We start from the raw sequence: 12,410 nt of genomic DNA on the forward strand, positions 1-12,410 counted from the left end.
CTGTATCAGTACTCCGGATCGCGCTGTCGGACCGGACGCTCGGGGCGCTCGGTGGGGATCTCGACGGGCGACGTGACGGGTTCGTCGGTCGCCTCCGGTGACCCATTCTCCTGCTCGTCCCTGCCAGCGGCCTCCACGAGCGCGAACTCCTCTGCGAACCGGCGGTCCCGCTCGGCACGGCGGACCGCGGCGGCGGACGCTGCTTCGGCTTCCTCGGCCTCCGCTGCCTCGGCGGCGGCAGCCGCTGCGACCGCTCGGCGGCCACCGAGTCGTCCGCGCAGGCGGGCGAGGCGGGCGGGGCGCACCACGAGGCGGCCGATCCGCTCCGAGTTCACCGCGAGCAGCGGCCCGAGGATCGCCATGACGAGGACGTAGAGGCCCGCGAACGCGGTGATCCGGGCCTCCAGTCCGGCGGCAGCCGAGAGCGTCGCGAGGATCAGCGCGAACTCGCCACGGTTCACCAGGATCACGGCGGTGTTGATCCCCTGTTGGACGTTGAAGCCGTTCATGCGCGCGACGATCTGCCCGGCGACCGCGTTGAGCACGACCGTCATGCCGATCGCACCGAGGACCGGCCAGAGCACCTCGCCGAAGGTCGACAGGTCGAGGCCGAGGCCGAAGTTCACGAAGAAGAACGCGGCGAAGACGTCACGCATCGGCAGGGCGAGCTGTTCGATGCGGTCGCGGTACCGGGTGGCGCCGCAGAGCAGACCGATGACGAACGCGCCGATGGCGTCGGTCACGCCGAGCAGGTCGCCGATGCCACCGAACATCACGGCGAGCCCGAAGAACAGCACCGTGAAGAGTTCGTCGTCACGCGTCGCGAAGATCTTCGAGACCCACTTGCCGGCGAACCGGGCGAGCGTGAACATCACGATGAGGAAGCCGAACGCGAGCGCGAGCTTGCCGACGACGGCCCAGGCGTTGGTGTCGCCGGACAGCACGACGGACACGATCGCCAGGTAGACGGCGATGAAGACGTCCTCGATGACCGTGACGCCCAGGATCATCGGGGTCTCGTCGTTCGCGAGTCGTCGCAGCTCGATGAGGAGCTTCGTGACGATCGCACTCGACGAGGTGGCCGTCATGCCGGCGATGATCAGGGCTTCCCGGGTGCCCCAGCCGAGCGAGAACCCGAACGCGAACCCGACGCCCATGTTGATGACGACGTAGGTGCCGCCGGACACCAGGAGCTTGCCGGCGTTGCCGTAGAAGTCCTCTTGGTCGAACTCCAACCCGAGGTTGAACAGCAGCAGGATGAGCCCGAACGTCGCGATGAGCTCGATCGTGTGCGACTCGACGTTCAGGCCGATCCACGGCGTGTGCGGGCTCGCGATGAGCCCGACGATCATGTAGATCGGGATCGCCGGCAGACCGATGGTCTTGCCGAGCCGCCCGAGCACGTAGGCGATGACGAACAGCACACCGATGGTGAGCAGTTCACCGCCCAGGTGCATGCGCTAGCTCTTCCGCGGGGCCTCGGCCGATGCGGCCGCAAGCTCTCCGCTGCGGTAGAAGGAGAAGGCCTTGGCGACCTTCTCGGGGGAACCGGCGACGACGATGGTGTCACCGGGGAAGACGACGAAGTCCGGCGAGGGTGCCGGGTTGGCGCTGTCGCCACGGACGACGGCCACGACGGTCAGGCCGATGAAGCCGGAGTCGTGCAGGTCGCCGAGCGGCTTGCCGGCGATCGCGTCGTCGTAGTCGACCGAGAACCAGTCGATGGACAGCCCGGGGATCTCGTCGAGCTTGTCGAGGCCCTCGGTGATCCGGGTGCCGCCCAGGAGTTCGGCGAGGGTGTGCGCCTCGTCCTCGCTGAGGCGCAGCGAGACCTTCTCGGACTTGTCCGCGCCGTCGGAGACGTCGGCGAACGAGATGAGGTCGGAGTGACCCGACCGGTGCGTGATGACACCGCACTTGCCACCGTCGTCGGTGTAGAAGCTGTGCAGCACGCCGACTCCGGGGAGTTTGACGCGATGGACGTCGACCATGATGGCTCCCTTTTCGAGTACGCCCATGCTAACCACCGCACGGCCCCGCGCATTCCGGTCGCTACTGTTCTGTGGATGGGGAGAACTCGGATCGTCGTCGGGGTCGTCGGGACGCTGGTCGTCACACTGTACGCGGGGTTGCTGGCGCTCAATGCGCTCGTGCTCGATCCGCTCGGCGCGGTGCCGGGGCAGTCGCTCGCGCAGATCCACGCCGAGCTCACCCGCCAGGGCTTCTCGGTGCTGACCGACACGGTGATCGTCATCGTGGTCGGCGCGGTCGGTGTCCTGCTCGCCGCCGGACTCTCCGTGCTGCTGCTGATCACCCGCGCCACCGCACACGTGATGGCGACGGTGCTGCTCGCCGTCGTGGCGTTCGGTGCTCCGGCGTCGTTCTGGAGCGGGTTCGCACTCGGCATGGACATCGCGGACGGCTACGGGATCGGCGGCGGCGACCACACCATCTGGGCCGGTGTGCTGTACGTCACGAGTCTCGTCGCGCTGATCGCGGTGCCGGTCGTGCTCGTCGTCGGCCAGGCGGTGCACGTGCGCCGCGCCGCCCTGCGGGCGCGCGCCGCCTGACGGACGGTCGCTACTCCGGCTCGCTCGTCTTCTCCCCCACCACCTGCTCGTCGGACGCCTTCGCGCCCTCCGCGCCGCTGCTGCGGCCGCCGCCCACGACGACGTCGTCCTCGTCGAAGCCGAACGCGATGTCCGGTGCCTCGAGCCGCACTCGGTCCGCGCTCTCGTCGTCGGGCTGCAGCTGCGACTCGCGTTCCGCGGCCACACGCTTCAGGTAGTTCGACACCTCGTGCTCGGTGGTCTCCTGGTCCCAGCCGAGCACGTCGGCCATGAGCTTCGCGGCGACCGGGGCCGCCGACTCACCACGGTCCCAGGCCTCGATCGAGATGCGGGTGCGGCGGGCGAGGACGTCCTCCAGGTGCAGGGCCCCCTCGTGCGAGGCGGCGTACACGACCTCGGCACCGATGTAGTCGTCGGCTCCCGGCAGCGGCTCGGCCAGGGTCGGGTCCTGCTCGACGAGCTGCAGCACCTCGGTGGCCAGGGTGCCGTAGCGGTTCAGCAGGTGCTCGATGCGGACCTTGTGCACGTTGAAGCTGCGGGCGGTCCGTGCGCGGCGGTTCCACGCGGCCGGGTAGCCCTCGGCGCCGAGCAGTGGGATGTCCTCGGTCGTCGACGCCGGGATCTTGCCGTCCATCGCGGCGACGGCCTCGTCGATGGCGTCCTTGCCCATCACCCGGTAGGTGGTCCACTTGCCGCCGGCGACCACCACGAGCCCGGGCACCGTGTGCGCCACCACGTGTTCGCGGCTGAGCTTCGAGGTCTGGTCGGACTCCCCCGCCAGCAGGGGACGGAGGCCGGCGTAGACGCCCTCGACGTCCTCACGGGTGAGCGGGACGCGGAGCACCTTGTTGACGTGCTCGAGGATGTAGTCGATGTCGGCCGCGGTCGCCGCCGGGTGTGCCTTGTCGAGGTACCAGTCGGTGTCGGTCGTGCCGACCAGCCAGTGCCGGCCCCACGGGATCACGAACAGCACGCTCTTCTCGGTGCGCAGGATCATGCCCATGTTCGACTGGAACCGGTCGCGCGGGATGACCAGGTGCACGCCCTTCGACGCCCGCACCTTGAACTGCCCGCGGGTGCCGATCATCGCCTGGGTGTCGTCCGTCCAGACGCCCGTGGCGTTCACGACCTGCTTCGCGCGGATCTCGAACCGCTCGCCGGTCTGGATGTCGTGGGCCTGGGCGCCGACCACGCGCTCCCCGACCTTGATGAAGCCCTCGATCCGGATCCGGCTCGCGGCGTGCGCACCGTAGGACGCCGCCGTGCGGACGAGCGAAGCGACGTAGCGGGCGTCGTCGACCTGGGCGTCGTAGTAGGTCATGCCGCCGACGAAGGCGTCCTTCTTGAGCGACGGCATGGAACGGAGCACCTGCGTGCGGCTGAGGTGCCGGTGGTGCGGGACCCCGGGCGGACGACCGCCGGACCAGCTGAAGGCGTCGTACATCGCCATCCCGATGCCGATGTAGAACCGCTCCCACACGCGGTGGTTGAGCGGGTAGAGGAAGCGCACCGGCTTCACCAGGTGCGGGGCGATCCGCTGCAGCAGCAGGCCGCGTTCGATGAGGGCCTCGCGCACGAGCCCGAAGTTCAGCTGCTCCAGGTAGCGGATGCCACCGTGCACGAGCTTCGACGAACGGCTCGACGTGCCGGAACCCCAGTCACGCGCCTCGACGATGCCGACGGTCAGGCCGCGGGTGACGGCGTCGAGCGCACTGCCCGCACCGACGATGCCGCCGCCCACGACCAGGACGTCGAGTTCCTTCGTCTTGAGGGTCTCGATCGCCGCCGCGCGTTCGTCGGGGCCGAGCTTGGCCGCAGGGTCGAACCCCGCCCCCGGCACGACGTCGCCAGGACGTCCGGCCGAACTGGTCTGCTTCGTGGTGCTGGACTTCGCCATCGTCGCCTCCGGGTCACGGTCGGCGCCGAAGCGTCACCCGCGTCGGTGCGCGGGTGCCACCAGGATCACTGGTGGTACGGCGCCACGACCACTTCTACTCGCTGGAACTCCTTGACGTCGGAGTATCCGGTCGTCGCCATCGAGCGGCGCAGCGCACCGACGAGGTTGGCGCGGCCGTCGAACGTCGGGGTCGGGCCGTTCAGCACGTTCTCGAGCGGGGCGATCGTGCCCACCTCGACCCGGCGGCCGCGGGGCAGCTCCGGGTGGTGCGCCTCGGCACCCCAGTGGAAGCCGCCGCCCGGTGCCTCGGTGGCACGGGCGAGCGCGGTGCCGAGCATGACGGCGTCCGCACCGACCGCGATCGCCTTGACGATGTCGCCGGCGGTGTCGAGACCGCCGTCGGCGATGACGTGCACGTAGCGGCCACCCGACTCGTCGAGGTAGTCACGACGCGCACCCGCGACGTCGGCGACCGCGGTGGCCATCGGCGCGTGGATGCCCAGCGCGGCACGCGTGGTGGACGCAGCACCGCCGCCGAAGCCGACGAGGACACCGGCAGCACCGGTGCGCATGAGGTGCAGCGCCGACGTGTACGTCGAGGCACCGCCCACGATCACGGGGACGTCGAGCTCGTAGATGAACTTCTTGAGGTTGAGGGGCTCTTCGTTCTGCGACACGTGCTCGGCCGAGACCGTCGTGCCGCGGATGACGAACAGGTCGACACCGGCGTCGACGACCGTCTTCGAGAACTCCTGCGTGCGCTGCGGGCTGAGCGAGCCGGCGACCGGCACCCCGGCGGCACGGATCTCGGCCAGGCGCGCGGTGATCAGCTCCGGCTTGATCGGCTCGGAGTAGATCTCCTGCATGCGCTTCGTGACGTTGCCGTCGGTGAGCGACTTGATCTCGTCGTAGTAGGGCGTCGGGTCCTCGTAGCGGGTCCACAGCCCCTCGAGGTCGAGGACGCCCAGGATGCCGAGCTTGCCCATCTGGATGACCGTGGCCGGCGAGGACACGGAGTCCATCGGCGCGGAGAGGATCGGCGACGCGAAGGTGAACGCGTCGATCGACCACTGCACGCTGACGTCGCGCGGGTCACGCGTGCGCCTGGAGGGGACCACCGCGATGTCGTCGAACGCGTACGCCCGACGTCCGCGCTTGCCTGCACCGATCTCGACTTCGCTCACCCGGCAAGCCTACCGGGCAGGTCCGGGGGCGTGCACGGACCGGACGGTGCGGTCAGCGGGGGCGGCGCGGTGTCCGGCGTCGCTTGCGGAGCACCCGCAACACGAAGCCGAGCAGGAGCGCGAGCACCACGAGCACAACCAGGAGCGCAGCCGCCACCTTCACGAGCAGCGCCGCACCGACGAACAGCGCGATGAAGACCACCCACACCAGGGCGTCCATCGCGCCCGCCGACAGTCTCTGCACCTGCGGAACGATACCGACCCGGCGGACGCGGGGCGGGCCTCCCGGCAGAACCGGAGCCGGCCACGCACCGGGGTGGGCCAACAGACAACCGCATGCAGGAGCGGGGCCGTGCGGCGCGAAGCGACCACGCACGGCCCCACCCGTCGCGGATACCACCCCCACAGCGGTACCCGCAGTCGACACAGTGCGCTAGCGCCCCGCGTCGACGTCCTTGGCGAGCGTCCCGAGGTACAGCTCGATGACCTTCGGGTCGTCCGCGAGTTCCTTCCCCGTGCCCGAGTACGCGTTCCTCCCCTGGTCGAGCACGTACCCACGATCGCAGATCTGCAGACAGCGTCGCGCGTTCTGCTCCACCATGACGATCGACACACCGGCCTTGTTGATCCGGCGGGTCCGCAGGAACGTCTCGTCCTGCCGCACCGGGGACAGCCCGGCACTCGGCTCGTCGAGCAGCAGCACCTTCGGGTCCATCATCAGCGCACGCGCCATGGCGACCGACTGCCGCTCACCGCCGGACAGGGACCCCGCCCGCTGGCCGCGGCGCTGCGCGAGCACCGGGAACAGGTCGTAGATGACCTCGAGGCGCTCCGCGAACTTGCGGGGCCGCAGGTACAGCCCCATCTGCAGGTTCTCCTCGATGGACAGCGACGGGAACACGTTGTTCGTCTGCGGGACGAAGCCGACGCCGGCCTGCACGAGCTTGTTCGCCTTGAGGTTCGTGATGTCCTCACCCTGCAACGTGACCGACCCCTCGCGGATCGACACGAGACCGAACAGGGCCTTGAGCAGCGTGGACTTGCCCGCGCCGTTCGGCCCGATGATCCCGATCAGCTCACCGGGGTAGCAGTCCAGGTCGCAGCCGTTCAGGATGTTCACCCCCGGCAGGTAGCCGGCGACGAGGTTCTTCGCGCTCAGCACCGGCTCGCGTTCCAGCGTGGCGGTGCTCGCCTTCGGCGCTTCCGGACTGGAGGCGCTGCTCGCGTTCGTGGGGTCGACTGCGTCCGTCATCGGGTCTTCTCCTCTGCTGCTGCGTCCGCCGCGTCTTCTTCCGCGACTTCCTCCGCCAGTTCCTCGAAGGTCTCCTCGGTGAGGAGCGAGTCGTCACCCAGGTCGGTGTCGTGGTGCGCACCCAGGTACGCGTCGATGACCGCCTGGTCGTCCATCACGGTGTCCGCCGGCCCCTCGGCGACGACCTTGCCCTCGGCCATCACGACCACCCAGTCCGAGATGTGCCGGACCATGTGCATGTCGTGCTCGACGAACAGCACGGTCATGCCGTCGTCGCGCAGGGACTGGATGTGCCCGAGCAGCGACTGCGTCAGCGCGGGGTTCACGCCCGCCATCGGCTCGTCGAGCATGATCATCGTCGGGTCGGACATCAGCGCCCTGGCCATCTCGAGGAGCTTCCGCTGGCCGCCGGACAGCGACCCGGCGTAGTCGTCCGCCTTGTCGTCGAGCTTGAAGCGGGCGAGCAGGTCCTCGGCCTTCGCGGTGATCTCCCGCTCGCGCTTCGCCCACACCGGCTTGATCAGCGCGGCGAAGAAGTTCTCGCCGGGCTGGTCGCGGGCGCCGAGCAGCATGTTCTGCATCACGGTGAGCCGCGACAACGCCTTCGTCAGCTGGAAGGTGCGGACCATGCCGCGGTTGGCGATGTGGGTCGCGCTGGTCTTCTGCAGCGTGGCGCCGTTGAACTGCGTCCGGGCGCCGGGGCTGGGCTTGTCGAAGCCGGTCAGCAGGTTGAAGAAGGTCGTCTTGCCGGCGCCGTTCGGGCCGATCAGGGCCGTGATGGAGCCGCGCTGGACCTCGAGGTGGTCGACGTCCACGGCGGTCATGCCGCCGAAGTGCCGGGTGACGCCGTCGACCGTGAGGATCGGGTCGGCCTTCGTGTAGCCGTAGGTCTCAGACACTGAACGTCAGCTCCTTCTTGTTGCCGAGCAGGCCCTGTGGTCGGAACACGATCAGGAGCATGAGCGCGACGCCGACGAGCACGTACGAGAACTGCTCGGCCTGCTGGGCGTTCATGATCGAGTCGGGGATGAAGTCGCCGGCCAGGGTGCGGATGAAGAGCCGGACGACGAAGAACAGCACCGCGCCGAGCACCGGTCCGAACACCGTCGCGGCACCACCGAGGATGAGTGCCGTCCAGATGAAGAACGTCATCGAGCGGCCCATGGCGTCCGGTTGCACCGAACTCGGCAGGACGTAGATGATCCCCGCCAGCGCTCCGAGCGCACCACCGAAGACGAGCGCCTGCATCTTGTACGAGTACACGTTCTTGCCGAGGGAGCGGACGGCGTCCTCGTCCTCGCGGATCGCCTTCAGGACACGGCCCCAGGGGCTGCGCATGAGCAGGAAGAGCACGAAGGTGAACAGCGCGACGAGGGCCCAGGCGGCGATGCGGATCCACCAGCCGTTGACGCCGTTGTTCGCGTAGGTGAACCAGAGGATGGTCGTGGTGCCGTCCGGCAGCGGGCTCAGGGCGGTGAACGGGTCGCGGTAGCTCGATCCGGTGATGCCGTTGGAGCCACCCGTCGTCGTGGTCAGCAGGCTGGAGCGGCCGACCATGCGGATGATCTCGGCGCCGGAGATCGTCACGATCGCCAGGTAGTCGCCGCGGAGCCGCAACGTGGGGACGCCGAGGATGATCGCGAACACGATGGCGACGAGCAGGGCGATGAGCACGGCCATCACGAACGGCAGCCCGTTCGTGATCGAGATCGCGAAGCCGTAGGCGCCGAGCAGCAGGAACGCCGCCTGCCCCATGTTCACGAGCCCGGTCAGGCCGAAGTGCACGTTCAGTCCGATGGCTGCCAGGGCGAACGCCGCCGTGGTCGGGGCGAGGGCCTCCTGGGTGAGCGAGGACAGCAGGTTGAGGATGTAGTCCATGCGCGTGCTCCCTTAGCCGACCCGCTCGGCGCGGCCGAAGATGCCCTGCGGCCGGAACAGCAGGATGAGGATGAGGATGACGAGGGCGGTGGCGTACTTGAAGTCACCGGGCAGCACGAGGTTCGTGAGCTCGACGACGACGCCGATGATCATCGACCCCACCAGCGCGCCGTAGGCCGTCCCGAGACCACCGAGGGTCACCGAGGCGAACATGAGCAGGAGCAGCTGCAGGCCGGTCTGCCAGTTCACGCCGTTCAGCACCAGGCCGAGCATCACGCCGGACAGGCCGGCGAGACCGGCGGCGAGCGTCCACACGAACCGGATGACCCGGTCGACGTCGATGCCGGACGCCGCGGCGAGCGCCGGGTTGTCCGACACCGCACGGGTGGCCCGGCCGAAGCGGGTCTTCGCCAGGAACAGGCCGGTGGCGATCAGGACGACCAGCGCGATGCCCATCGCCACGTAGGACTGCACCGTGAGCGTGACCCCGGCGAACCGGACGGTCTCGGGGTTGCCCTGCTGGATCCGGACGGTCGCGGCGCCGAAGAAGTACTGGAACGCGTACTGGGCGGCGATCGACAGACCGATCGTCACGATCATGAGCTGCGTGAGGCTGATCCGCTTGCGCCGCAGTGGCCGCCAGATCCCGGCGTCCTGCAGGTACCCGGTCGCCGCGCACAGCAGCGTGACGACGATGCCGGTCACCCAGATGTTCCAGCCGAGCTGGTTCGCGAACACGTAGGCCAGCAGCCCGCCGAGGGTGACCTGCTCGCCGTGCGAGAAGCTCGACAGCCCCGTCGTGCCGTAGATGAGCGAGAGGCCGATCGACGCCAGCGCGATGAGCAGGCCGAGTCGGATCCCCGAGGCGAACTGCTGCCAGGCCCGCTGCGGGCTGACGCTCGACGAGTCCGCCGTGGTGGTGGCGCCCTTCTGGTCGGACAGCTGGAAGATCTGCCCGACGTTGGCGTTCAGGGTCGCCTGGACCTTGCGCTCCGCGTCCGCCGCGTTCGTCAGGTACTGGCCCTTCGGCAGGGTGTCCTGGTCGACGCTCACGGTGTACTCGCCGGCCTCGTCGACGCTGACCGACCAGCGGCCGTCGGCGTTCGTGGTGGCGGTCTCGGCGAAGCCGCCGGGCCCGGCGACGTCGACGTCGACGTCGTCGGCCGGTTCCCGCTCGGAGTCGGTGATCGTGCCCTGGATGCACCCGTTCGTCGGGCTGACGGTGCAGGCCTGACTGGTCGCCGGTGCCGACGTGGCACTGAAGGCCGGCAGTGTGACCGCCCAGTCGATCAGGAAGGTCGCCAGGAACGCGGCGACGAGCACGGCCGCCAGGACCGGTCGTCGCCGGGCCTGGCGGAGGCGGAACAGGCGCGGCTGCGCCCGTCCCGGAGGAGTGATGGATCCCACGGAAGAGCCTCTCGTTCGGATGTCGAGTGACGCTATGGGGATTGTGTGACACCCGTGTTTCCAACTCGTTCCCGCTGTGAGTCGTCGCGCAACCGTGACCTGTGTGGAGGAGAGCCGCGATCCGTTCTCCCAGGCGGAACGCGGAATAGCGGGACGGCCCACGCGCGTTACCATGTCCTATCCGGAACCCGCCGTTGCGTTCTCGGTGTCTCGACCACTTCACTCGCCCACGAAGGGGACCCATGGACCAGCCGGATCCGTTCGGATTCATCGGACTCACGTACGACGACGTCATGCTCCTGCCGGGGCACACCGACGTCATCCCGAGCGAGGCGTCCACCGCGTCCCGGCTCACCAGGCGGATCTCCGTCAACGTCCCGCTGCTCTCCGCAGCGATGGACACCGTCACCGAAGCCCGCATGGCCATCGCCATGGCGCGGCAGGGTGGCATCGGGATCCTCCACCGCAACCTCTCCATCGAGGACCAGGCGGCCTACGTCGACAAGGTCAAGCGCTCCGAGTCGGGCATGATCACCAACCCGGTGACCACAACCCCGGACGCCACCGTGGCCGAGGTCGACGCGATCTGCGGACAGTTCCGGGTCTCCGGCCTGCCCGTGGTCGAAGCGGACGGCACCCTCGTCGGCATCATCACCAACCGCGACATGCGGTTCGTGGCGACGTTCGAGCAGTCGACCACCTTCGTGCGCGACGTCATGACCAAGGCGCCGCTGATCACCGCGATGGAGGGCATCGACCCCGAAGAAGCCATCGCGATCTTCGCGCAGCACAAGATCGAGAAGCTCCCGCTGGTGGACGCCGAGGGCAAGCTCCGCGGCCTCATCACCGTCAAGGACTTCGACAAGAGCGAGCAGTACCCGGACGCCACCAAGGACGACGAGGGCCGACTGCGCGTCGGTGCCGCGATCGGCTTCTTCGGCGACGCCTGGCAGCGTGCCGAGGCCCTGCGTGACGCTGGCGTCGACGTGCTCGTGGTCGACACCGCCAACGGCGAGAGCGAAGGCGTGCTCGACATGGTGCGCCGCCTCAAGGCCGACCCGTCCTTCGCGGACATCGACGTCATCGGCGGCAACGTCGCGACCCGTGCCGGTGCGCAGGCGCTCATCGACGCCGGTGTCGACGCCGTCAAGGTGGGCGTGGGACCCGGCTCGATCTGCACCACCCGCGTCGTCGCCGGCGTCGGCGTCCCGCAGGTCACCGCGGTGTACGAGGCGTCCCTGGCTGCACGCGAGGCCGGCGTGCCGATCATCGCCGACGGTGGCCTGCAGTACTCGGGCGACATCGCCAAGGCCCTGGTGGCCGGCGCCGACACCGTCATGCTCGGTTCGCTGCTGGCCGGCACGGACGAGTCCCCCGGCGACCTGGTCTTCGTGGGCGGCAAGCAGTTCAAGGCGTACCGCGGGATGGGCTCCCTGGGCGCACTGCAGACCCGCGGCAAGAAGACCTCGTACTCGAAGGACCGCTACTTCCAGGCGGACGTCCCCAACGACGACAAGCTGATCCCCGAGGGCATCGAGGGCCAGGTGCCCTACCGCGGCTCGGTTGGCAACGTCGTGTACCAGCTCACCGGTGGACTCCGGCAGTCGATGTTCTACGTCGGCGGCCGCACGATCCCGGAGCTCAAGGCCCGCGGCAAGTTCGTCCGCATCACGGCTGCCGGGCTCAAGGAGTCGCACCCGCACGACGTCCAGATGGTCGTCGAGGCGCCGAACTACCGCAGCTGAGCCGACTGCACCCCGAACGCCCCGCTCCCCACCGGAGCGGGGCGTTCGTCGTCTGCCGGCAGTAGTGTCACGGCATGGTCAGCGCCGTCTCCCACACCACGATCGACTGCCGTGACGCCTTCGCCCTGTCGGAGTGGTGGAAGCAGGTCCTCGGCTACGTCGACATCGCCGACGACCCGAACGGCCCCGGGCACGAGGAGTGCATGATCACCGCTCCCGACGGCTCGCACCAGGTGCTGTTCATCCAGGTGCCCGAGGCGAAGTCCGTGAAGAACCGGATCCACTTCGACCTGCGTCCCACCGACCGCACGCGCGATGCCGAGGTCGAGCGGCTGCGGGGCATCGGTGCGACCGAACTCGCGGACCTCCGACACGACGACGGTGGGTGGGTCGTGTTCGCCGATCCGGAGGGCAACGAGTTCTGCGTGCTGCGTTCCGTGGCTGAACTCGACGGCTGACGCGCGGGCTGCGCGGCTC

The 12,410-nt window shown here is 69.0% G+C and carries 12 protein-coding genes; 3 read left to right on the forward strand and 9 right to left on the reverse strand.

Annotated elements, in window-relative coordinates; genetic code table 11:
- Window positions 1-5: 5 nt before the first annotated feature.
- Both EDF28_RS01390 and EDF28_RS01395 read right to left on the reverse strand, forming a co-directional pair.
- Window positions 6-1,457: a cation:proton antiporter gene (locus EDF28_RS01390; RefSeq protein WP_123936939.1), complete on the reverse strand. Its 1,452-nt coding sequence runs from the start codon at window positions 1,455-1,457 to the stop codon at window positions 6-8.
- Window positions 1,458-1,460: 3 nt separating this feature from the next.
- Window positions 1,461-1,991 carry a cation:proton antiporter regulatory subunit gene (locus tag EDF28_RS01395; RefSeq protein ID WP_071260110.1) on the reverse strand — a complete coding sequence of 177 codons (531 nt, stop codon included), beginning with the start codon at window positions 1,989-1,991 and terminating at the stop codon, window positions 1,461-1,463.
- A gap of 75 nt (window positions 1,992-2,066) precedes the next feature.
- Between EDF28_RS01395 and EDF28_RS01400 the strand changes: the two genes are divergently transcribed.
- Window positions 2,067-2,570, forward strand: coding sequence for a hypothetical protein (locus EDF28_RS01400; RefSeq protein WP_123936940.1), 504 nt, complete (start codon window positions 2,067-2,069; stop codon window positions 2,568-2,570).
- Between the two features lie 10 nt (window positions 2,571-2,580).
- On the opposite strand, the gene EDF28_RS01405 is transcribed toward EDF28_RS01400, so the two are convergent.
- The 7 genes from EDF28_RS01405 to EDF28_RS01435 form a co-directional block, all read right to left on the reverse strand.
- Window positions 2,581-4,467, reverse strand: coding sequence for a glycerol-3-phosphate dehydrogenase/oxidase (locus EDF28_RS01405; RefSeq protein ID WP_123936941.1), 1,887 nt, complete (start codon window positions 4,465-4,467; stop codon window positions 2,581-2,583).
- A gap of 65 nt (window positions 4,468-4,532) precedes the next feature.
- On the reverse strand, window positions 4,533-5,651 hold the full coding sequence (locus tag EDF28_RS01410) for a GuaB3 family IMP dehydrogenase-related protein (protein WP_123339491.1): 1,119 nt from the start codon (window positions 5,649-5,651) through the stop codon (window positions 4,533-4,535).
- 52 nt (window positions 5,652-5,703) lie between these two features.
- Window positions 5,704-5,895, reverse strand: a complete 192-nt coding sequence (locus tag EDF28_RS01415; RefSeq protein ID WP_123936942.1) for a hypothetical protein — start codon at window positions 5,893-5,895, stop codon at window positions 5,704-5,706.
- Window positions 5,896-6,084: 189 nt separating this feature from the next.
- The gene (locus EDF28_RS01420) at window positions 6,085-6,903 is read right to left on the reverse strand and encodes an ABC transporter ATP-binding protein (RefSeq protein ID WP_123293180.1); all 819 of its coding nucleotides are present in this window, start codon (window positions 6,901-6,903) and stop codon (window positions 6,085-6,087) included.
- Window positions 6,900-7,802: an ABC transporter ATP-binding protein gene (locus EDF28_RS01425; RefSeq protein ID WP_123293178.1), complete on the reverse strand. Its 903-nt coding sequence runs from the start codon at window positions 7,800-7,802 to the stop codon at window positions 6,900-6,902. Before EDF28_RS01425 ends, EDF28_RS01420 begins: the two co-directional genes overlap by 4 nt.
- A complete protein-coding gene (locus tag EDF28_RS01430; RefSeq protein ID WP_123293176.1) occupies window positions 7,795-8,781 on the reverse strand; it encodes a branched-chain amino acid ABC transporter permease in 987 nt (328 codons plus the stop codon). Before EDF28_RS01430 ends, EDF28_RS01425 begins: the two co-directional genes overlap by 8 nt.
- Window positions 8,782-8,793: 12 nt before the next feature.
- On the reverse strand, window positions 8,794-10,188 hold the full coding sequence (locus EDF28_RS01435) for a branched-chain amino acid ABC transporter permease (RefSeq protein ID WP_260154461.1): 1,395 nt from the start codon (window positions 10,186-10,188) through the stop codon (window positions 8,794-8,796).
- Window positions 10,189-10,430: 242 nt separating this feature from the next.
- Here EDF28_RS01435 and guaB point away from each other — a divergent pair, with 242 nt between their 5' ends.
- Window positions 10,431-11,933, forward strand: a complete 1,503-nt coding sequence (gene guaB, locus EDF28_RS01440; RefSeq protein ID WP_123293173.1) for an IMP dehydrogenase — start codon at window positions 10,431-10,433, stop codon at window positions 11,931-11,933.
- Between the two features lie 74 nt (window positions 11,934-12,007).
- Window positions 12,008-12,391: a VOC family protein gene (locus EDF28_RS01445; protein ID WP_123293171.1), complete on the forward strand. Its 384-nt coding sequence runs from the start codon at window positions 12,008-12,010 to the stop codon at window positions 12,389-12,391.
- Window positions 12,392-12,410 lie beyond the last annotated feature (19 nt).

This window comes from Curtobacterium sp. PhB137 (assembly GCF_003814955.1).
Classification (GTDB): Bacteria; Actinomycetota; Actinomycetes; order Actinomycetales; family Microbacteriaceae; genus Curtobacterium.

What these genes read in the sequence shown, in the direction of transcription:
- EDF28_RS01390 (WP_123936939.1), bottom strand. Translation starts at nt 1,457, where the DNA reads ATGCACCTGGGCGGTGAACTGCTCACCATCGGTGTGCTGTTCGTCATC.
- EDF28_RS01395 (WP_071260110.1), bottom strand. Translation starts at nt 1,991, where the DNA reads ATGGTCGACGTCCATCGCGTCAAACTCCCCGGAGTCGGCGTGCTGCAC.
- EDF28_RS01400 (WP_123936940.1), top strand. Translation starts at nt 2,067, where the DNA reads ATGGGGAGAACTCGGATCGTCGTCGGGGTCGTCGGGACGCTGGTCGTC.
- EDF28_RS01405 (WP_123936941.1), bottom strand. Translation starts at nt 4,467, where the DNA reads ATGGCGAAGTCCAGCACCACGAAGCAGACCAGTTCGGCCGGACGTCCT.
- EDF28_RS01420 (WP_123293180.1), bottom strand. Translation starts at nt 6,903, where the DNA reads ATGACGGACGCAGTCGACCCCACGAACGCGAGCAGCGCCTCCAGTCCG.
- EDF28_RS01430 (WP_123293176.1), bottom strand. Translation starts at nt 8,781, where the DNA reads ATGGACTACATCCTCAACCTGCTGTCCTCGCTCACCCAGGAGGCCCTC.
- guaB (WP_123293173.1), top strand. Translation starts at nt 10,431, where the DNA reads ATGGACCAGCCGGATCCGTTCGGATTCATCGGACTCACGTACGACGAC.
- EDF28_RS01445 (WP_123293171.1), top strand. Translation starts at nt 12,008, where the DNA reads ATGGTCAGCGCCGTCTCCCACACCACGATCGACTGCCGTGACGCCTTC.